The organism is Marinobacter sp. SS8-8, assembly GCF_030540945.1.
In the GTDB taxonomy this organism is placed as follows: domain Bacteria; phylum Pseudomonadota; class Gammaproteobacteria; order Pseudomonadales; family Oleiphilaceae; genus Marinobacter.
In genome coordinates, this window is sequence record NZ_JASSVN010000018.1 from 42,701 (window position 1) to 64,401 (window position 21,701).

The window sequence follows — 21,701 nt, forward strand, 5'->3', positions numbered from 1 at the left end:
CAGCCACAGGATAACAGAGAGCCTATGAGCACCCGCATCGCCAGGAAACACCCAATGCAAAGCCAGATGATACGCCTGTTTGCCCTGCTCACACTCCTGCTGTTCAGCACCTTTACGCTTGCCACCCAGATTCCGGAAAAAAGCCCCAATGATGACAACCAGTACCGGTTCATCGAACTGGAGAATGGCCTGAAGGTCATCCTGGTTTCGGACAAGGAGGCAGACAAGGCAGCGGCCTCAATGAATGTGGCCGTTGGCAGTGGAGACGATCCGGAAAATCGCGAGGGGCTCTCCCACTTCCTGGAACACATGCTGTTTCTTGGCACCGAAAAATACCCGGCGCCGGGTGAATACCAGCAGTTTATCAAGAGCCATGGCGGCCAGCACAACGCCTTTACCGCATTCCAGGACACCAACTATTTCTTTGATATCCAGGCTGAATTTCTAGAACCGGCACTGGACCGGTTCGCCCAGCAGTTTGCGGCACCGCTGTTCACTGCCGAACTGGTGGACCGTGAACGCAATGCCGTCCATTCGGAGTTCAGCGCCAAACAGAAAGAAGATGGCCGCAGGTTCTATTCCGTTAAAAAGGCGGTCAGCAATCCGAACCACGCCTTCAGCCAGTTTGCCGTTGGCAATTTGAGCACGCTTGAAAACACCAACGACAACCCACTGCGCCCGGACCTCATCGAATTCTGGAAACAGCACTATTCCGCCAACCTTATGTCTCTGTCGGTTTACGGGCCGCAAACCCTGGACGAGCTGGAAACCATGGTGCGTGGGCGTTTTGACACCATCGAAAACCGCAATCTGAAACCCAAACGCCACATGGCCAGCCTCTTTGAGCAGGATACGCTCCCGGCCAAGGTAACAGCAGAAGCACTCAAGGATGTGCGAAGCCTTTCGCTGACCTTCCCTATCCCCTCGCAAGAGGACAACTACCGAACCAAGCCCGCCAGTTACGTGGCCAACCTGCTCGGCCATGAGGGGCCTGGCAGCCTGTTTGATGTCCTCAAACGGGCAGGCCTTGCCGAAAGCCTGTCTGCCGGCGTGGGAATGGACACGGGCGAAAACGCCACTCTGGAAATCAGCATCTCCCTGACTCCGGAAGGGCTGGGCCGACACCAGGAAATCCTGCCACTGGTGTTTGATTACATCGAAAAAATCCGCCAGAACGGCATCAGTGAGCAACGCTTCCTGGAGATGCAGAACCTGGCCCGCATTGACTTCCGGTTCCGTGAACAGGGCAGCCCACTGCATGAGGCCATGCGACTGTCCAGCCAGCTCATGGATTATCCGCCGGAGGACCTGCTTCGTGCGCCCTGGCTGGTTGAACGTTATGCGCCGGAGCAGTACCGGAGCATTCTGAACCGGCTGACGCCGGATAATGTCCTCGTATTTGTTCTGGCGCCAAACCCCGGGCTGGAAAACCCGAACCGCACCGATTGGTACGAGGTGGCCTGGAGCCGCGAACCACTGGACCCGAAGGCGTTGGCAACTCCGCAACTGCCGGAGCTTGCCGCCCAACTGCAATTGCCGTCGGCCAATCCCTTTATACCAGAAGACCTGGAGATGGTGCCGGGCCGCACCATGGCAAAGCCGAAATCACTGGGCTCACTCCGGGGTATGGAGATCTGGTTCGCCCGGGATACCCGGTTTGATACGCCCAGGGCCAACGTGTTCATCAGCCTGCGAACACCGGCCGCACGGGCCTCTGCCCGCAGCAATGTACTGACCCAGCTGCTGGTGGACTCCATCAACACCAACCTCAATGCCTGGGCCTACTCCGCCAGCCTGGCCGGCCTGGATTACAGCGTTTATCCGCACCTGCGCGGCATCACGGTTCGTGTGGGCGGTTACAACGACAAGCTGCACACCCTGATGAACCGGATCCTGCTTCAGGTAGCGGCACCGGAGCTGACCAGGCAGCGTTTCGACATTGCCCGGCAGAACCTGATCGACAGCCTGCAGAACAAGGCGAAAGACCGGCCGGTTGAGCAGACCTCTGAATTTGTCCAGACCTCCCTGATCGAAGGCGCCTGGAGTGCGCACGACAAACTCAGAGCGGCCCGGGAAGTGACGTTTGATGAACTGCTCTCGTTCTCTGAGGCAGCATTCTCCCAGGTAGACCCGGTGATGCTGGCCCACGGTAATCTCACAGAGGCTTCGGCCCTCAATCTGGCCCGACAGATCGACGCCATGGTCCTGAGAAACACCGAAAACGTGCGGGTAACACGCAGCCAGGTGCGCCAACTGCCGAAGCGGGAAACCGCTGTTTCACTGACCGTAGACCACCCGGACACCGGCTACACGCTCTACATGCAGGGAGACAACACCAGTTTCCGGGAGCGGGCCCGCTTCCGCCTGCTGGCGCAGATTATCAGCAGCCCCTTCTACGAGGAGATCCGAACCCGCCGCCAGCTCGGCTACATCGTTTACGCCACTCCCTATGAAATGCTGGAAACCCCCGCACTGGGCTTTGTGGTGCAGTCACCGTCCGCCTCACAAACCGAGATTGACCAGGCGGTAACGGAATTCTCCAAAGAATTCGCAAACACGCTGGCCGGGCTGACCGATGAGCGGCTGAACCAGGAAAAACAGGCCGTGATCAGCGAACTGCTGGAACAGGACCGGCAACTGGGCGAGATCTCCAGCCGTTACTGGCGCGAAATTGATCGTGGTGCGGAAAGCTTCAACTCCCGGGAACAACTGGCCGAGGCGGTGAAGAATGTCCGTCTGCAGGAGCTCCTGGACAGCTTCCGGAAAGCCGCACTTAAGCGGGAACAGTCACTTCGTGTGGTCACCGGTGGCAACGGCCTGCAAGCGGACCAGGCCCTGGGCAGGTTGGCTGAACTGCCGCCAGTGCCCACCAGCTGACAGCCTCAGCAGGTACGGAGAAAACGGGCCCAGTCTCCGGGCTCGTCGACATCCCAGCGGGGCTCCAGCAAGACATAGCTGAGCCCTGCAGCATCAAGCCGTTCACAGGTCTGGGTCAGAACATCCGGCGAACCCCAGGCAATGTTATCCAGCATTCCCTCGGCTACCCGTGAAGCGCCAATCAGGACATAACCGCCATCATCAGACGGCCCCAGCACAACATCGTAATCCGCCAGACTGGCCACCGCCTTGCGGGCGTAATCCGGATCTACTGAGGGGCAGTCACTGCCAACCACCAGGGCCCTGTCATAGTCGCGAAGGGATTGGCTGAGCGCCGCGTACATTCTTTCCCCGAGCGTACTGCCCTGCTGCACCCCCTGAACCAGCCCCGCACCGTTCACTTCTTCAAGAATGGTGGCGGCTTCCCCAGGCCGGTCATCCACCGGCCGATCCCACCAGAATTCCACCGGGTAACCGGTGGTGCAAAGGTTATCCAGAACCGCCAGTGTGAGCCTTATATGGGCTTCGAGCGCACCTATCGCGCCCAATTCCGGCATCAACCGGGTCTTGACCCGACCGGCTTCCGGCCACCTGGCAAACTGGAGAAATACCGCCGAGGGAGGGTTACTTTGAGCCATCACGGACATCCGACCGGTAGACTTGGGCCAGCGACTCCGGCGATTCACCGCGCCAATACCGCCAGCGCAACCACCACATCAGGAAAATCGTCCGCCAGGCACCGTGCGCTTCCCACTGGCGGCTATCGGTAACGACAGGTTCCTTTATACAGAAGGGACGGGACACCAGGCAAAGACGGCGTGAAAACTCCACATCTTCCATCAAAGGCATGGGATGAAAACCCGCCAGCGCCTCGAATGCATCCCGGCGTACAAAGATCGCCTGATCGCCGGTGCAGATACCGGTCAGGCGAGAGCGCTGATTCATAAACCAGGCAATCACCCGGAACGTCGGCCGCTGGCCACTCAGGCGCACACTAAACCGGCCCCAGGCACGGTGCGAGCGGGCAAATTCCACGAGATGACCCAGGGCATTGTCCGGAAGGCGGGTGTCCGCATGCAGGAAAAGAAACACGTCCCCCTTGGCAACAGCCGCACCGGCATTCATCTGCACCGCCCGGCCCTTCCCGGAAACCACCAACCGGTCACACAGAGGCCTGGCCAGTTCGGCGGTGCGATCACTGCTGCCAGCATCCACCACAATAACCTCATGCCCCCGAGCGCGAATTGGCTGCAAAGCCCGGAGCGTATCCGTAACGCTCGCAGCCTCCATCCAGACCGGGACAATCACGCTCAACGAGAAAGGTTCAGGCAAAACGCACTCCGTAAAATTCACCGAATCAAGGCTGCACCTTGAGCCTAAGGGCGCAGCCCGCTATCATACCGCCCTTCTCGCGATAATGCCCCCGTAGCTCATCCGGATAGAGCGTCCCCCTCCTAAGGGGAAGGTAGCAGGTTCGAGTCCTGCCGGGGGTACCATTCCAGCATTAAAATCAAATAGTTAGCATCGAAAATCCGACTGACCCACCAACCTACCCCTCAACCCAAAAACGATCAATTTTTAGCCACAACCTTTCGCTCCCTAACCACATAATTTCTAGGACTTGCGACCGCTATTTTCTAATAGGAGCGATATCTCTCTGTTTTGGCCGGTATTCAAGCACACGGTCCGACCAAAATCTATCTGCTTGCTAGAACGACGAAATGGGGTACCGTCGAAATAGGTCTCGAATGTGGTGACCAATTCAACGAGCAAGCAGAGGATATTCCAAAATGATGAAACACTTGATTGACCAGATTACCGACCTGCTCAAACAGGCCAATGCACTGGCCGAGACTCTCGACAACTTCGAGATGAGCACAGCCGAAGTCAAGGTATCGTGCACGAACGGCACCAGCCTGGTGATCGGCGACAATCTCCAGAACTACAGCGATGGCACTACCGGTGAAAGCTCTTTGTTTCAGCTGACACCCGCGACCGCCAGCGCGGCGGATCAGCTGGGCACTATCAAAAAGAACGTCTGGTTCTGATCGGAGGAAGTCAAGATGGATTTCATGAAAAAGACCCAGAACCTGGCCGCAACGCTCACCAACGAATTCAATTGCGAGGAGATCAATCTCACCGTCCAGATGCGACGGGGAGATGACTGGATTACGCTCGATCTCTTCCAGAATTCCGAGGAGCCGAATAAGTTCTACGCGACCGTTGACTACTCTGCCAGCCAACATCTCCAAGTTGGTGTGGGCAAAGCTGTCCACTAAGTGAGTTGCCCCATCCCCCAACACTCTTGACCGGGGGATGGGCCGAATACGGGGTCAGGGTCACTAGGATCAATGCCGATCTCAAAGAAGAGTTGCTCCTGCAAGCTCGGATGCTAATCCAGAGATCTGCTCCCTCCAAACGAGCTGATCTAACCATCGAGCTGGCACTGATTTCATTCCCCAAGCCGCGCCAGCGATCTGGCCGGTCACCGCACCAACAGTGTCCGCATCATCACCCAGGTTTACCGCGGTGACCAGTGCATCCTCAAAACACTCCGAGTGATAACAACTCCACAGCGCCGCTTCCAAGGTGTCGATGACGTACCCACTAGACGAAATTTCATCGCGGGTAAAATGACGGAAGAATCCACGCTTGATTCGCCCTATGGCCATACCTCGTTCATCGGTGTCGGGCAGGCTCTCCAATAGCTCCTTCAGATCTGCCCCTTCACGCAGTTCCCATAAAATCGCCCCCAGCAATTCTGCACCGTCCAAGCAATCGGCACTCGCATGGGTGGTCCGGGAGCTGTCAATCGAATACCTCACCGCGGTCTCACGGTCGCAAGCAGCGATCACTGCAGGAGTCAATCGCATGATTCCACCATTGCCGCTAGCGAACGGGTTGTCTGTTCCGGCGTAACTGATTTTAGTGCGGGAGAACCGGCGCAGGGCTTCGCGGGTGGTATTCCCGATATCAAAGCAGCTTCCCTGACAGGCCATGTAGCCGTCGTTCATCCAGCGCACGTAACGTTCCAACTGATCTCTAGAATCGAATCCCTCACACTCGATCAGACTCTTGGCCAGGCACAGCGCCATGGCTGTGTCGTCGGTCCATTCGCCAGGCCTTACCCTGAACGCTCCACCTCCGGTCATTTCAGTGTGTAGCGGAAAGCTGTCACGCCGCCGGAATTCAACGGTTGTGCCCAAAGCATCACCGACTGCGAGCCCGAGCAATGCTCCTTTATGAAAATCTTTTCTTTTAGCCATCTGCGTCTCCTCATTCGCTGAAACCAGATTAATGCCCCGGCGCGTCAGAATAAGTCGCATCGAGAAACTCAATGAATGCGACTCAAATTGACGCATCGCTGCGCCATACTGATTGCCAGCTGAGGAGATACCTATGACGAATGCACAAACACCTGCAACTACCTACGACATAGTCGGAGACGTACACGGGCATTACGACAAACTCATATCGCTGCTGAAAAAACTGGGATATGAAAAGCAGGAAGGGGTTTGGCAAAAGTCCAATCACCTGGTGGTGTTCGTCGGCGATCTGATTGATAAGGGTCCGAATGCCGCTGCCGTTCTCACCACCGTAAGAAAAATGGTCGACGCAGGCTCAGCCATGTTGGTTGTAGGCAACCACGAGTTGAACTGGATTCACGATGCGGCCGACCATACCGGGGACGTAATTGCGTTCCTGGACGCCACAGAAAAGCATCACAGCCGTGTCCAGCTGACTGAAGCGTTCAAGTATGACCCGAACCGACTGATCAACCTGTTTGAGTGGCTCCGCGACCAACCCATTTACATCGACGAGCCCGAGCTGCGGGTTGTTCACGCCTGCTGGGATGAGGAGGCGATTGCGTGTTTGAAAAAAGCCGGCATCACCCGCCTGGACCATAAAGGTCTGGCGGCCTATCGGGATACCTATTCGGATTCACATCTTGCACTGGACAGGGTCGTTGCAGGCTGCGCGCACCAATTCCCTTCCAGCCTCGCCCATAATCCAGGGTTCCGGAGCAAACGCTTCCGGATCCAGTGGTGGCCCGAAGATCGTGCTGAGATAAACCCGATAGAAAGCAACCTAGTGCCGGTCCAGATTCTAGGACCCAAACCAGATAGCGCGCCTGTGTTCTTTGGCCACTACGCAATGATAGGAGAGCCAGACACGCTAGGCATTAATGTTGCGGGTGTCGACTATTCCGCGGCCTATGGTGGAAAGCTCATTGCCTATCGCCATACCACGGGCCAGCCACTTGCTCGCAAACACTTTGTTACCTAAAGAATATTCGAGCGAGGGCCAGCCTCTGCTAGTCTGCTTTGCCAGAGCAAACTTAAAAGGATTTTGTTTTGGCTAAGCTGATCCCTCCATTTGAATCAATAGAACAAGACGCCCTTCCAAACAGCGAACGCCGGGTTCTCCGACACCTGAGCGAACTTGAATTCCCTGGCCTTGAGGTCTATTTCAGCCTGCCATTGGTTAGAGAAAAAAAGGCGGGTACTTTTCGCAGCGAGGCTGATTTCATCCTTTTTCATCCGGCCCATGGCATATTGGTTTGGGAGGTCAAAGGTGGAGGAATCTCTTACAGAAATTGCCAATGGTTTTCCCAGAATAAATCCGGACTCCATCCTATTAAGGATCCGGTAAAGCAGTCGGACAACGCTATCGGCGATATTCTGCATCGGATCAAACGAACCGTGCGGGACGGCTTGATGCTTCCGATAGGTCGCAACCTCGTTTTTCCAGACACTATTGCGAGAGATATGATTCTTCCTCTTGGTGTGGTTCGCGAGGACATCATCGACCATGAGAATCTGCGAGATCTCGACAAAGAAGCGCTTATCAAGCTCTTCAAGCGCTGGCCGCACCAAGACAAATTGCCGATTAGCAAAGCCGATGCGACGTTCGTTCGGGACAAGGTACTAAATCCGACGTTCCACCTGGCTCCCGCAATTGAAGCCCAACTGGACCACATCGAATCAAGCCTGGTTCAACTTACGAACCAACAGGTCTGGGCATTGGAACTGCTTCGCTTCGTCCCTCGACTGACGATTACCGGCGGCGCGGGTACCGGCAAGACACTACTGGCACGACAGAAAGCCCGCGATTTGGCAGCTCAGGGAAAGCAGGTGCTGGCACTATGTTTCAACCGGGCATTGGCGACTCATATTCACGATGCCCTCGAAGGCGCCGATGCGAGCCTGGAAGGCGCCATTACCGCGTGCAGCTTTCATGACTTTGCCAGGGAGCTGATTGAGCAAGCCGGGTTGCCCTGGAATCCGCCTGAAGCGGCTGAGGAGAAACCTGCCTTCTACGAGGAGACTGTTCCAACACTTCTGTCTGATGCCGCAGGTTCCCTGGAGCAAAGTTATGACGCGCTATTAGTCGATGAAGCTCAGGACTTTCACCCGCTCTGGTGGATGGCTCTGGATTCTGTTCTGAAACCGGAGGCACAGGTCGTCTTATTCGCCGATCCGTCACAAAACCTTTACGGGCGGGATTTCGAGATACCCAGCGATGTCTTCACCGGTATGCTGCCCTATCCGTTTCAGCTTATGCACAACTGCCGCAACTCGCTGGAAATCGCCCAGTGGCTCAACCACCGGTTCGACTACGCCAGCTTACCTGCGCCCCACCTGCCTGCAGCCAATGAACGAGTTCGCGAACACACCTGGAAGAAAATCGAGGAACAAACCGAGCACCTTCAGACTGCCTGGCTGGAGCTCAAAGAGCGCGGCGTAAAAGCTGAACAACTGGCCATCCTAAGTCCCTATCGCCCTGAAAAGAGCGGAGGTATCCGGGCAATACAACAACAGTTCCCGGACGAAGATTTCGTATTCAGCACGATCAGCAGTTACAAGGGCCTTCAATCGCCGTTCGTTTTCTTGGTCGATATGGACAGTGGCGATTTCGCTTCCCGCGAGGATCTCTGGTACGTAGGCGCAACACGCGCAACTGTTGGGCTTCAGACCTTTGCTAAAACGGAAAGCTAAACGAGGCAATTCCGCAGCGTCATAGATTGTCGCATCAATCCCCCATACTGGTTTCACGTTGGTAACCAAGGGGGATTGAATGACCAGCTATCAAAACTACATCACCAGAGATACCGCAGGCGGTGCCAGCATCGCCAACTTCCCGGGCACCGTCCTGGAAATCGATGAACCCGATGTATTTGCGCTGGACATTCTGGATGCGCCAAACCTGGAAAGCATTCACCTAAAACGATTGAAATCTCTCAAGCGCCCACACTTGGTGTTGAGCAATCTTCCAAAGCTTACCCAAATGGCGCTTCCCTCCGGCCATCCCGGCGCAATCGTCCACTTCCATTGTGAAAAGCAACCAGAGCCTTTTGTCATCTCCGGTGCTATCAGTGAATTCGATGGCGCATGGGAAAACGTTCAGACACGGTTTGAGGCAACTCCGCAACGGCAACATTGGAGTCGGCTTGTTATCTGTACGCCTGACAACGAAATTACAGAGCCAGCGGGCCAGGGGCTGGTGATTATTACCGGGAACATGCCTGCTACCAGCGATCAACTAACTCTGGGAGCGCATAACGACTGGCTTATAGCCAACACCGCCGGGCTGCGACACGTTCAAATCAACACCTCCGGAAAGGTGATGCTGCAGCAGGTACCGAACCTGCGCACAGCCAATAGTTCGGGCCACGGACTGACGTTGGATGTTTACGATGCGCCCTCTCTGAAGCGTCTCGCCGGTGCCGGTAATCGGTTCGTGCTCTACCAAAAGCAGTCCGCCGGGGAGCTAACCATTGCAGACGACTGGCAACATGCGCGCATTCACAGCAAAACGCTGGAAACCCTGAACTTTCAGAACGGAACCACCCTAGCCCTGCACCACTGTAATGCCTTAGCAAAGGTTAACCTCGCGCTGGGTATGGATGTGGAGTGTTTTGGCGCTCTCCCAACGCCGTTGATGGCTAAAGCGCGGTTCTTCTTTGACGAATCCTCACTGAACACATGTATGGATCGCTTCAAGAATGGCGAGGGTGCCCAGCTTGCCGGAATACTCACTATTCTGGCGAACGCCCATGAACGAGAGCAGGTAGTGCTGAGTCTCCAAAAAATCCGGGAGCTATGTGACTTGGGCGTTGCCCCGGAACTTGTCTGGCAGACCCGTCGGGAACTGGCCGCGAGGCACCGTAACAACAGAGGCAAAAACAAGGGAGCGAAGCGTCCGTTCAATGAAGCTGCCGTCGCCAAGGCAGACCTGTACTGGCACTGGAAATTCCCGGAAGACCTGGCGCCCCAGGGCTGGGAAGCCGATCTTGCAATATGGCACCACTGTCAGTCGACCGTACGCGCCGCAGCGGACTATGGTGACAACATCGCCCTTACCTGCAGTGACGACGTCGCGCTCGAAACGCTTCTTCGCATGGCGGCTGATGACCACCGGGACAACGCATTATTCCGCCTGGCCATTCGCTGCATGAAGGAATACGTCAGCCGCGATGATGACTTTCTTCTCAGCCGCAACCGAAGCCAGCAACGGGACCCAACCCTGCGGATCGTCCGACTGATGATCGGATCGCGAGCCTCTCAGGAGGACAAACGCACCGTGATCGGATTCCTGTGTGACATTCTGCCGCTCGAAACGCTGGTGAAATCGGTTCCACCGATTGTCCATCTGAGCCCGGGCCTGTTTCGGAGCCAATTGATGAGCCTCGCCCGAAAGCCGGATGGCTGGTTCGCAGCCCGAATGGGACGTCTTCCGTTCTTCAGACAGGACGACAAGGTCAGCGAATACCGGCAACAGCTGATGCAAATCGCCCTCGCGCCCTGCACCCGCGAAGATGAAGAGGAGGAATCGATCGAGACCGACACCAACTACCCACTATTCCAAGGAGAAGACTGATATGAGCGAACGTAACCCAACAACCCGCTACGCCACTCCCAGCCAGATCTACGGCATTCTCCAGCATCAACTGCAGCTGCTGGGTGAACAGCCGGACATGGCCCAACAACTGCCGCCCGTAATGCTCTGGGGCCCGCCTGGCGTTGGCAAAAGCTCTGTCATCCGGGACGTATGCGAAAAAGCTGGCGTCGGATTCATTGATATCCGGCTGTCACAGCGGGAACCGGTCGACCTTCGCGGCCTGCCAGTTCCGGATGGGGATTCCGTGAACTGGCTGATCTCCGGCGAATGGCCTCGGGATCCGGAGAGCCGCGGCATTATCCTGTTCGACGAAATCACCGCCGCAGACCGGTCTTTGCAGGTTGCTGCCTACGAGCTGATTCTCGATCGCCGCCTGGGCAACCTTTACAGCCTGCCCGATGGATGGCTCGTGGTCGCGGCCGGCAACCGCGCCGAGGACCGCGCTGTAGCGCAGACGTTTTCCAGCGCCCTGGCCAACCGTTTCTGCCATCTGGATGTCGAGGCGGATCTGGACAGCTGGTGCCAATGGGCAGCGGCCAGACAGCTGCATCCGGACGTCATCGGTTTTGTCCGCTTCCGGCCCGAATGCTTCTTTAACATGAACGGAAACATCGAACAGGGGTGGCCGAGCCCACGCAGCTGGACCCGTGTCGCCAGCATTCTCGAACACGCGGGCGACAGCTTGAATGAGGATACGCTGAGCCTGATGATTCAGGGATTGGTTGGCAGCGCAGCAGCGACCGAGTTCCTGGCATTCCGCCGCTGGAGCAAGGAATTGCCAGACGTACCCGCCATGTTACGGGGGGAGTGCCCTGTAAGCATTCCAGAGCGCGCTGATCAGCGTTTTGCTTTCTGCAGCAGCCTCGCCCATCACCTATGGAAAGGCCCCGAAAATCGGTTGCAGGAGCGCCTGGAGCGCTTCTTCGCAATCAGCGGTGAACTAACATCCGATTTCGCCACTCTGGCGCTGTTGGATGCCACCGCCGCTGAAGGCGATTCAAAACAGGAGCAGCGGGCAGTGGATGTGTTTTGCCATCCAGCTTTCGAGAGCTGGAGCAAGACCCATGGCAAGGTCTTCAACCAGCACATGGAGAAAGTGGCATGAGTGCGCTGAAAGAGAACGCCACCCTGCTGCCGTCAGAGGAGGACCAGGCTCTCAAAAAGGCCATGCGCAAAGCGTGCGAACAGGATCGTGCGCTGATGATGACGGCCCAGCCCTTTACCGCCATGTTGGCCATGCAGCTGAACCTGATTCCCTTGGTCGACAGCCGCCTGCCCACGGCGGGAACCGATGGTAAGAACATCTTCTTCAACGCCCGGTTTATGGCCAGACGCAGCGAGGCGGACCGTCGCTTTATTATCGCCCACGAAGTCTGGCATTGCGCCATGGGCCACTTCCGGCGCCAACTGGGCCGGGATTCAAAGCTTTGGAACCAGGCCTGCGATTATGAGGTTAATCACATCCTCAGCGCCGAATTCGGCCACTGCCCGACCGACGCACTCTGGGACAAGCGCTTTCGGGATCTGTCTGCAGAAGAAATCTACGCCCGCCTCAACCACGGGACAGAGCAACCAAGGCGGGGTCAGACGGTTCTGGATACCCATGACCTCGATGCTGCCCTGAATGAACATTCCGGAGAGTTGGTTATGGATCCGGACTTCCATCCTGAAACGCCAGCCACTGCGCAAGACCAACAGTCATTGGGTGAGGCTTGGCGTCAACGTCTGATCGCCGTGGCGCAGCAGCGGGACCGCTTGCCCGGGAACTTTCCGGGACACCTGCGACGGATCGTTGATCGGATCCGCGAACCACAGGTTCCCTGGCAACAACTACTCGCCCGCTTCCTGCAAAAACAGCAAGGCGGCGACAGGCAATGGTTACCGCCCTCTCGCCGACACATTCATCGGGGGCTATACCTCCCCAGTCGAAAAGGAAGCTTCCTGGAACTCACGGTGGCCTTGGACAACTCCGGCAGCTGCATCAATGACATTCCGGACTTTCTGGCCGAGCTCAAAGGCATTCTGTCGTCCTTCAACCGGGTGAGCCTCCGTTTGATCGTCTTTGACACAAGAGTACAAAGCGACGAGGTCCTCACGGAACAGGATTTGTATCGACTGAACAAAATGGAAATCACCGGTGGTGGCGGAACAGATTTTCGGCCCGTCTTTGAGGCGTGCAGTGAACAGTCGCCGCAAGCACTGATCGTTCTGACCGACGGGTGCGCGCTAGCCCCGGAAACGCCGCCCGCCTACCCGACACTCTGGGTCTTGCCCAGTGATGGCCGAAGCCCGACACAATGGGGCGACGTCATTCATCTGAATGAACATGCGGCGTAACGAAGCTCACGACCTGGCGTTGCTAGCCGATATGGGCAGATATCCGTAAACTGGCGAACTTAACAACGTTTACAATCTCACAGGCAACCGGATATTCCATGACTCTCAACGAACGCGCTATCGGCGGCTTTCTGGCACTGGCTTGCGGTGATGCACTGGCCAACGGTGTGGAATTCAGCCCCCGTGGCAGCGCCGACGTTAAAGACATGAACAGCACCCGGAGATACTTGCCAGTGGGCCAGTGGTCGGACGACACGGGGTTGGCGTTATGTCTGGGAGAAAGCCTGGTTGCCAAGAAAGGTTTTAATGCGGCCGATCAAATGCGCCGCTACGAGGGCTTTTACGACCGCCAGCAAGGCTGGCCCTGTGAACTGGCGCTGGCGCCCGGTAACACACTCGGTGCGGCCCTAAAAAAATTCAAATACACCGATGAACCCTTCGCGGGATCCACGCATCCGTTAGCTGCGGGAAATGGTGGCTTGATGCGTCTGCTTCCAGCAGTGCTCGCCGCGCATCCGGACCTGGAACTTATCCGCCTTTGGGCAAGAGAATCCACCAGGACCACCCACGGTGCCGAAGAGTGTCTGGAGGCCAGTGAGTTACTGGCAGTGATTATTCATCATCTGCTGCTTGGAGAACCAAAGATTCACGCCCTTGAAGCTGGAAAAACCGAAGTCTGGAAGAGCAAAAAAATCGCAGCGCTGGCCCAGGGGGATTACCTCCAAATGGCCGATGCGCTGATCAAAGCCAAAAGTTATGTGGTTGATACTCTGGAGGCAGCGCTATGGTGTTTCGGTACAACAGACTCGCTTGAAGCTGCGCTTCTCGCCGCTGCGAATCTTGGGGATGATTGCGACACCGTCGCTGCCATCACCGGGCAGTTGGCCGGTTGCCATTACGGGCTCAACGCCATACCGGCAGACTGGCTGAATGTGCTGGTGGAAAAAGACCGCATAGAACAACTGGCCCGGAGTCTGATTGACTTGACTCCCGGTGCAATCGCCAACTCGGAAGGCTGAATTTCCCATGAGCGATCAGCTGAGACGGCAAATCGAAATCCTGAAGTTGCTGCCCCGCCCCGGGCTGGCCAAATCAACCGGGGATATTCACAAAGAGCTAAAAGAAAGGGGCCACGCTTCTTCCAAGCGCACCATAGAGCGCGACCTGGAAAACCTGCTGGAAGTGTTCCCCATGTCTGTCCACAAGGAGAGCAAACAGGGTACCAACGGCCGAACCAATTACTGGCACCTCACTTCCCTGAAAGGCCTGCTGCCGGAAACTCTGCTGAACGACAACGATGCCGCCCTGGCACTCACCATGCTAAAACAGCAGGCCTACAATCGCCTGCCGAGCAGCGTCGTAAAACGGCTGGATTCGCTCTGGCAGCAAGCCACCACAACGGCAGAGACCGACAAAAGAGCGCAACAATGGATGCAGCTCATCCAATACCTCCCGGACCCTATGCGGCCGGAATCTCCGCCCATTGACGGAGATGTGCAAAACACCATTGAAGAAGCCCTTGCCAGCTCGGATGCGCTCGACCTGACCATCGCAACACTGGACGGGAAAACCAGGCTCGAAGGTCTCCTCCCCCTCCGACTGTTACTCCAGGAAGAGATACTCTATCTCCTGGCCGAATACCCCAGCGCACCGAATATGGACGAGAGTATCCAGCTCTTACCCCTGCACAGAATCACCAAGGCCGAAGCTCGCTTGAGTTTTGGTGACAGTTCGCTTGAGCCGGATCTTGCGCAATCTTTCGCCCTCGGAATAGAGGACAGCCTACGGTTGGTAATCCGGGTGAATCGGCCACTGGCGGAAGCCTTGTTCAACCGACCTATTGGTCGCGACCAACGTTTGGAGGAGGATTTCGATAACCCAGGCCAATATAGAGTGACGACCTTCATCGAGAACAGTCCGCAGCTGCGGCGCTGGGTGGCAAGGAGAAAAGAGAGTGAATTGGAAATCATTGAGCCGAGGGAGCTGGGTTGAATTTAATTTGGGTTTGGCACACCACTGTGTCGACTCACCACCAACCTTTTAAAAAAAACTGGATGTCTATACACTATCGCCGACATAACCTTTGCCATCGGAGCGACTAATGCGAACTCTTTTTGCCCGATCATATCAGTCGGTCCTTTCGAAAGATTCGGTCCTCAAAAGCGATTCCGAGGAGGTAGCTCCCGAATGACTTTCCGCTATATCGGATCAAAGTCCCGGTTAGTCGACCAAATCGCGTCCTTCATGGGAACACCGGGGGATGGTTCTTTTTTCGTTGATGCTTTTTGTGGCACCGGAGTGGTAGCAGAAGCAGCGGCCAGTTTAGGGTGGGATGTAAGAATCAACGATCATCTGCACTCAGCGGTTATATCGGCTCAGGCGAGATTGATCAGCCATGATCAGGCTTCGTTCTCCAATATCGGAGGCTACACCAAAGCCATCGAAGAATTGAATTCTATCGCACCTATCGAAGGATACATCTGGCGCACCTACAGCCCTGCCTCAGCTAGCTTTTGTGGAAACGAACGCAGGTACTTCACTCAACGCAATGCGGCCCGAATAGATGCGATTCGTGCAAAGATTTCAGAGTGGCACGGAGCTGGCCAGATTTCAGAAACCGAGCAAGTATTATTGATCGCTGATTTGTTTGGTGCGTTGAATCGCGTTGCCAACATAGCCGGGACTTTCGGATGTTTCTTATCAAAGTGGACCAAACAATCTCAAGGTGAGATCGCGCTACGCCCACGAGAGCTCAAATCTACACCGACACGAGTGGAAGTAAGTGTTGGAGACGTATTTCAGGTCAAGAACCACGCTCAAGATCTAGTCTATTTGGACCCCCCTTACACCAAGCGGCAATATGCCAGTTACTATCACATACTCGAAACTGTAGCATTACACGATCAGCCGGAGGTTCAGGGAGTGGCGGGATTGCGACCATGGCAAGACCTCGCATCTGATTTTTGCTATAAATCTCGCGCACTCAAAACCCTTTCAAGCCTACTCAAGACCATACAAGCCGAAAGAGTGCTCTTGTCATACAGCAGCGAGGGTCACATAGGTATGCAAGAAATGAAATCGGAGCTCTCGAAACTGGGCCGTTTTTCGGTCCATTCAATGGGCAGCGTAGGCCGTTATAGACCCAACAAAAATGCCAGCAAGTCAGCCTCAGACGTCAATGAGTTTCTAATTGAACTTCAGAGGCCTTTGTCATCGATAGACAGAAATACGATTCGAATTAATGGGGTTCGTGAAGATCTCATAGTGGAGAAATAATAATGGCTGCACCCAAGCCTCTTGAAACTGAGCTTCTGATTTCAGCTGAGAAGGCTTTAGACCAAGCAGTTGCAAATGAGTCTACGCTCGTAGATTTCGAGCTCAGACTACAAATTCTGGAAGCGGCATCCTCCAGATTTGGTGGGTTCAAACTATCGGAGTTCCATCGAATTTTCGAGGTTCAAAGCTTAAAACCTGCTGAATTGCTCCTTGAGCTGGCCGCCCCAGTGGCCGCCGCCATAGAGAACTCCGAAATTGATCATGCTGTAGCACTGAGTGTACTGGCTCGTGAGACCCTTGAAGATCATGATCGCAAAAGCACAGGCGCCTACCATACGGATTTCAGATTAGCATCTCGTCTTGCGGCTATGGCCGCTTCAAATCTCAGTTTTAAAAGCAAAATCATAGATCCTGCTTGCGGGGCAGGAATTTTGTTGGCAGCAATCACACGTGAAGTTTGTGGAATGGACCGTTCGAAGACGTCTCATTGGATTCGTAACGGAGTACATGCTTCAGATTTGTCGGGTAACTCACTTAGAGCAGCTCTATTAAGCATCGCTTCATTCACAGATGACCTTGAGGCGCTTCGAGCCATGAAATCAAAATGGCATCTCGGAGATAGCCTGCTAGCAAATAGCGAGATTTGGGAGAAGATGGCGCCTGGAGGCTTCGACGGAGTTATAGGAAACCCTCCGTGGGAAAAGCTTAAATTATCAAAGCATGAATTTCTTAAAGCTAGGGGAAACAATAGGCATTACGGAGAATCTGTAGAAGGTTTTGATGAAGAGCTCTTTTCCAAGTATCGAAATGAAGTTTCAACATACGCCCGTGAAATAGTTGATAGATACCCGAAGCTCCGCAACGGTGAGCCAGACCTCTACATTGCCTTTACTGAGCTTTTTTTCAATCTATGCAGAGATCAGGGCACTATTGCAGCTTTGTTGCCAGGCGGTTTAATCCGTTCTCAAGGCACGACAGCCATTCGAAAAGAATTGGTTGAAGCCAGCCGTGATATTTCGCTGTCGATTATCGACAATCGTTCTAGGTTTTTTGCAATCGATTCCCGATTCAAATTCCTTGCAGTGGCCCTAGTGAAATGCAATAGATCGGAGATCAAACGTAATCCAATACAGCTGCTACATGAGTCCGGAACCCGCAACGGATTGCAGGTAACCGGCCGAGCCACAATTGGCCGCAAATCTTTGAGCGATATAAGACCCGATCTGAGCTTTCCAGAGGTGCGAAGCGCTCAAGAATGGCAGCTATATTCAAAAATTATGAAAGCAGGCCAAATGTGGTTTGAACCCAAAAGCTCTTGGAAGCCAAAGTTCTGTCGTGAACTCGACATGACCCGAGAGCGAAGAAAATTTGTAACTATTCCCGCCAAAGATGCATTACCGGTGATAGAGGGGCGAATGGTTCAGGCACATCGTTTCGGCGTAAAAGGGTATCTCTCTGGAGCAGGTCGACGTGCACTGTGGGAGGCATATCCCGTCGGAAACTCAAAACTAAGGCCTCAGTTTTGGATTCGGAGTTCAGACATCCCGCAAAGAAGTTATGCTAGAACCCAAGTAAATAGAGTAGGTTTTTGCGACATTGCAGGTCAAACCAACGAAAGATCATTAATGGCGTGCATTATTCCCGCTGGCGTGGCATGTGGGAATAAAGTTCCGACAATTACTTTTCCTAACGATCCTTCTGAAGACAGGCTATTAGTTTGGGCATCTGTTGCTAACAGCTTCGTGTTCGACTGGATGCTCCGACGGGTCCTTACAACCACAGTTAATTATTTTCTCTTGCAGAGCGTTCCACTTCCTAAGCTTACGAAAAACGGGCTCCCATGGAAAAAACTTGTAAGCGCAGCCAAGGAGCTACAAAAGCTCGATACCGTAGGAGCGACAGAACAAACCTTCAAACGCATGGCCACTCTCAGATGTGAAATTGATATAGAAGTTGCATTGGCTTACAACTTAGACCTCGAAGACATGGAACTCATTTTTCGCGACTTTCCGATACTAGATCGCGGCCAAGTGTCATTACCGCATGAAGAAAGATCGACAATAACTAGAGACACCGTGTTAGCGGCTATGGCCAGAAGGAGAGAGAATGGCGACGCACACTGGACAAACCGTGTGCAGGAAGCGGAGCTACTTGGTTCAAAAGCTTATATACCGTCAGAAATCGCGTCACGCTGCATCGTAAACAATGAGACAGGAGTTAGCGTCAATGAGTAGTGGAGGCGGCAACGTCGCTCGTATTTTATACAAGGAGTTGGTTGGGGGTGATTTGCGTAAATTAGAGGCGAAATCAAACGACACCCCCAGCGGTGGGGGCGCAAGAGATTTTAGGTTTCGGTCTTATGACGACTTATTACCTGTAATCGAGCAAATGTTTCCACAAAAAAGCCAAGAAACCCGCACTAGGAATAAACAGCGTGTAACCATAGATGTTTTAAAAGGCTGGTTCTACTGGCAGGATAAAAGTACCGGTAAAGTAACTAAGAAAGAATCGACCTTTGAACCGCCTACTTCCGCGAGAGAAGGTGAAGGCAGAATAGCTCGGATTCATCAATACCCATGCTTTGACGCGGGTCATGTCGCTATTAAACACGGTAACCGTATTTTATTGCTGTTGGTTCAGCTTGATGACGGCAGCGTCTGGCCATATTACGCTGAAGAGAGCTCCATCCGAACTCCGGGTCTTTGGGATCCGAGGGTGGCTAGAGAGTTGATCGATTGCATTGATGCCAAGCGTAGAAAAGGCACAGCAGTCTTAGGCTACAGAGACTTTACCAACGCAAAAGGATTCTGCAATGGCAAGTGATGCTTGTGTCTATGCCCTTAAGTTATTGAAGCGCTCGAAAAATGTATTGATTTCAGGGCCTCCTGGAACTGGGAAATCTAAATTGTTGGCTGAGGTAGCGACCGCTTTCGAGAGCGCGGCCAACGCCCGCCAGACTAGCGGTGGTTTGATCCATGACCCGGGTGCGAAAGTTCCAATACCTCCCTCCTCCGGAGCTACCGGGCCCCTTCTTCCCGCGGCAAATAAGACTAACAGAAAGGTATTCAGAACCGTCTTCCATCAAAATTCGAAATATCGTGATTTCGTATCGGGAATAACACCATCACTTAACCAATCTCGGGGCTCTACTGAATTCACTGTAGTCAAAGGAACCCTCTATCGTGCCAGTGAACACGCGAAAACAGAGGGTGGAGCCGCGCTTCTGATTATTGATGAAATAAATCGTGGCCCTGCGGTTCAGGTATTTGGGGGCGCAATAGTTGCAATTGAATCAGACAAGCGCCTCGCTCAGACCGGAGAGAAGCGAGCCGAAACTCAATACTTTGAAATCCTCGACCCTGAAACAGGCCAAACTATCGAGTATGCATTACCTCACGATCTCTATATTTTAGCAGCAATGAATCAAGCTGACGCATCCGTAGAACCTTTGGATGTGGCATTTTTGCGACGCTGGGAGCCGCTTCGCCTGGAGCCAAACGAAGAAATTTTAAGAAATTATTATGGGTTGGGGGCAAAGGACGCAGATGTTTCCTTACCTGACCAAGTAACCACCATCAACGATGCTTTAGAAGCATCTGTGAGAGCTTGGGTATCGGTAAATGAACAGATCTCATTAGGACGTGGACCGGAGTTTACTATTGGCCACGGTGTTTTTATGTCCGACTCCAATCCCCAAAGCATGGGTCTATCTGAAGTTTTAGTCAGTCTTTGTGTCGCTTGGTCAAAAGTCCGCGCACATGTTGAAGAGGTTTTTTTCGGAGATATCAGAGGTATTGCCGCGACGTTTAATGCCTTAGATAGACAAGGCTCCAATCCTTTCAAATTGGTAGATACAACTTTTGCCGATGACCTACGCTTTAGATTGGAAGGTCCTGCAAACTTTGACGAGAATAATATTTACCCAGCTCTAAAGGCTTTTACTCGGGAACAATAAATGCTTAGAAGCAGACCAAGACTTTCTTTAGTTGAACACGGGAAACCGGTTCAATTTTCCGATGATATTTTCTTGGAAGTAGGGCTAGATAAACATAAATTGAAAGCGCTTCTTACGGATGCTGGTTTGCGCGCGGCTAAACATTTAGGGCTCAAAAACAACCCAATAACTATAGAGCCTAAGGGTGTCCGAGCAGTCGGTTTCGCTGGTTTGGTTCGCCTGACACCATCTTTAGAGCTTGAAGTTGCTCCGAAGTTTTTGGGCCTAGATGATCAAGACTCTATATGGAGGGAAGACTTCTTTTTTTTATGCACCTTATCCAAATATGGGAGGTTTCTGGCGTCCGAAAAGCTTTCTGCATCAAGCGGTGCACCAAGGGATCTAGCCACATTGGTAGCCCGCTCTATCATCAGCATGTATGAAGCACAAAAACGTCGACCGCTTCGGAGTTACCGAAAAGTTCTAGAAACAGGTTTTTTTATAGAAGGCGACCCAGATCCAGTAGACATCGTCTTTCCATCGTCCGAGGGATTCGAACAAGAAGTCATTCGTTTTGATCGTCGCAACATATGGAACGCTGAAATAGTGACAGCGGCCAAAGACTTGTTGCCCGAAGTACGTGAACCGGTGGTTGCTAGCTCTTTGATGCGGCTTATAGAAGATTTATCACCACAAGGGCGTGTCTCCACTCGGTCAAAGGCTATTCCGTCCAGACAGCGGGCTTGGAAACCACTTCATGATCTTGCGCAGGATGTTATTCGAGGGCTTGGGGTAAATTATAAACAAGGACAAAGTGCCGCGCCTGGTTATCTAGTCACGACTTGGCGTGTTTGGGAGGACCTATTAACAGTGGCTTTACGACTTGGGTTTGGGAACTCTAGCGTGAAAAGTCAAGCGAGTTTTGTTTTAGGTGAGAAGACCTCTGCAGCGTCAGGAAAGAAAGACGATATTTTAGTATTTCCCGACTTTGTCATTCAAAACCCAAAAAATGGAAGGCGATTTCTCGTCGATGCCAAATACAAGGGACACATAGAAAAAGGCAAATTGCGAATTGTTGAGTCAGATATCTATGAGGCTTTAGCTTTCGCAAAAGCGTCTCTTTGCAACTTGGTGGTACTAATTTACCCTGCACGACCAGATGAGCCTAAAAGGCCGTTGGGAAAATGTGAGACATTTCAGACACTGTCAATAAACGACGTAAATATTGTAGGAATCCAAGTTGAGATCAGAAATATTTCAAAGCCAGGTGGAATAAACGAATTTTCTTCCAAAATTCACGACTGCCTTTCATCCTTCGATTTATAACTGATATCCTATCTCCCGGTTCTAATTCCAAAACACACTCTGAAAATAT

At 53.5% G+C, this 21,701-nt stretch carries 18 protein-coding genes and 1 tRNA gene; 16 read left to right on the forward strand and 3 right to left on the reverse strand.

Annotation, left to right across the window (positions count from 1 at the left end):
* Positions 1-54: 54 nt before the first annotated feature.
* Positions 55-2,877, forward strand: a complete 2,823-nt coding sequence (locus tag QPL96_RS15940) for an insulinase family protein (protein ID WP_303288322.1) — start codon at positions 55-57, stop codon at positions 2,875-2,877.
* A 5-nt stretch (positions 2,878-2,882) separates the two neighbouring features.
* On the opposite strand, the gene QPL96_RS15945 is transcribed toward QPL96_RS15940, so the two are convergent.
* Together QPL96_RS15945 and QPL96_RS15950 are read right to left on the reverse strand one after the other, a co-directional pair.
* Complete coding sequence (locus QPL96_RS15945; protein ID WP_303288299.1) at positions 2,883-3,515, reverse strand: TIGR04282 family arsenosugar biosynthesis glycosyltransferase; 633 nt, start codon at positions 3,513-3,515, stop codon at positions 2,883-2,885.
* The gene (locus tag QPL96_RS15950) at positions 3,502-4,209 is read right to left on the reverse strand and encodes a TIGR04283 family arsenosugar biosynthesis glycosyltransferase (protein ID WP_303288300.1); all 708 of its coding nucleotides are present in this window, start codon (positions 4,207-4,209) and stop codon (positions 3,502-3,504) included. Before QPL96_RS15950 ends, QPL96_RS15945 begins: the two co-directional genes overlap by 14 nt.
* 87 nt (positions 4,210-4,296) lie before the next feature.
* Here QPL96_RS15950 and QPL96_RS15955 point away from each other — a divergent pair.
* The 3 genes from QPL96_RS15955 (at position 4,297) to QPL96_RS15965 (ending at position 5,156) form a co-directional block, all read left to right on the forward strand.
* Positions 4,297-4,373: transfer RNA gene (locus tag QPL96_RS15955), tRNA-Arg, on the forward strand.
* Between the two features lie 294 nt (positions 4,374-4,667).
* Positions 4,668-4,925, forward strand: a complete 258-nt coding sequence (locus QPL96_RS15960; protein ID WP_303288301.1) for a hypothetical protein — start codon at positions 4,668-4,670, stop codon at positions 4,923-4,925.
* A gap of 15 nt (positions 4,926-4,940) precedes the next feature.
* Entirely contained in the window at positions 4,941-5,156 is a 216-nt protein-coding gene (locus QPL96_RS15965) for a hypothetical protein (protein ID WP_303288302.1), read from the forward strand.
* 81 nt (positions 5,157-5,237) lie between these two features.
* Here the strand turns inward: QPL96_RS15965 and QPL96_RS15970 are convergent, their stop codons facing one another.
* Positions 5,238-6,143 carry an ADP-ribosylglycohydrolase family protein gene (locus QPL96_RS15970; RefSeq protein WP_303288303.1) on the reverse strand — a complete coding sequence of 302 codons (906 nt, stop codon included), beginning with the start codon at positions 6,141-6,143 and terminating at the stop codon, positions 5,238-5,240.
* Positions 6,144-6,276: 133 nt separating this feature from the next.
* Between QPL96_RS15970 and QPL96_RS15975 the strand changes: the two genes are divergently transcribed.
* The 12 genes from QPL96_RS15975 (at position 6,277) to QPL96_RS16030 (ending at position 21,652) form a co-directional block, all read left to right on the forward strand.
* Positions 6,277-7,164: a metallophosphoesterase gene (locus tag QPL96_RS15975; protein WP_303288304.1), complete on the forward strand. Its 888-nt coding sequence runs from the start codon at positions 6,277-6,279 to the stop codon at positions 7,162-7,164.
* A gap of 68 nt (positions 7,165-7,232) precedes the next feature.
* Positions 7,233-8,876, forward strand: a complete 1,644-nt coding sequence (locus QPL96_RS15980; protein ID WP_303288305.1) for an AAA family ATPase — start codon at positions 7,233-7,235, stop codon at positions 8,874-8,876.
* 79 nt (positions 8,877-8,955) lie between these two features.
* A complete protein-coding gene (locus QPL96_RS15985) occupies positions 8,956-10,758 on the forward strand; it encodes a hypothetical protein (RefSeq protein ID WP_303288306.1) in 1,803 nt (600 codons plus the stop codon).
* Position 10,759: 1 nt separating this feature from the next.
* Complete coding sequence (locus tag QPL96_RS15990) at positions 10,760-11,884, forward strand: MoxR family ATPase (RefSeq protein ID WP_303288307.1); 1,125 nt, start codon at positions 10,760-10,762, stop codon at positions 11,882-11,884.
* Positions 11,881-13,116: a VWA-like domain-containing protein gene (locus QPL96_RS15995; protein ID WP_303288308.1), complete on the forward strand. Its 1,236-nt coding sequence runs from the start codon at positions 11,881-11,883 to the stop codon at positions 13,114-13,116. Before QPL96_RS15990 ends, QPL96_RS15995 begins: the two co-directional genes overlap by 4 nt.
* A gap of 98 nt (positions 13,117-13,214) precedes the next feature.
* Positions 13,215-14,135: an ADP-ribosylglycohydrolase family protein gene (locus QPL96_RS16000; protein ID WP_303288309.1), complete on the forward strand. Its 921-nt coding sequence runs from the start codon at positions 13,215-13,217 to the stop codon at positions 14,133-14,135.
* Between the two features lie 7 nt (positions 14,136-14,142).
* Positions 14,143-15,108 (forward strand): WYL domain-containing protein, encoded by a 966-nt coding sequence (locus QPL96_RS16005; protein WP_303288310.1) that lies wholly within the window; start codon positions 14,143-14,145, stop codon positions 15,106-15,108.
* Positions 15,109-15,303: 195 nt separating this feature from the next.
* Positions 15,304-16,392 carry a DNA adenine methylase gene (locus QPL96_RS16010; RefSeq protein ID WP_303288311.1) on the forward strand — a complete coding sequence of 363 codons (1,089 nt, stop codon included), beginning with the start codon at positions 15,304-15,306 and terminating at the stop codon, positions 16,390-16,392.
* A gap of 2 nt (positions 16,393-16,394) precedes the next feature.
* On the forward strand, positions 16,395-18,626 hold the full coding sequence (locus tag QPL96_RS16015; protein WP_303288312.1) for a hypothetical protein: 2,232 nt from the start codon (positions 16,395-16,397) through the stop codon (positions 18,624-18,626).
* On the forward strand, positions 18,619-19,215 hold the full coding sequence (locus tag QPL96_RS16020; RefSeq protein WP_303288313.1) for a hypothetical protein: 597 nt from the start codon (positions 18,619-18,621) through the stop codon (positions 19,213-19,215). Before QPL96_RS16015 ends, QPL96_RS16020 begins: the two co-directional genes overlap by 8 nt.
* Positions 19,205-20,347, forward strand: coding sequence for an AAA family ATPase (locus QPL96_RS16025; protein WP_303288314.1), 1,143 nt, complete (start codon positions 19,205-19,207; stop codon positions 20,345-20,347). Before QPL96_RS16020 ends, QPL96_RS16025 begins: the two co-directional genes overlap by 11 nt.
* Positions 20,348-21,652, forward strand: coding sequence for a hypothetical protein (locus tag QPL96_RS16030; protein ID WP_303288315.1), 1,305 nt, complete (start codon positions 20,348-20,350; stop codon positions 21,650-21,652).
* Positions 21,653-21,701: the final 49 nt, after the last annotated feature.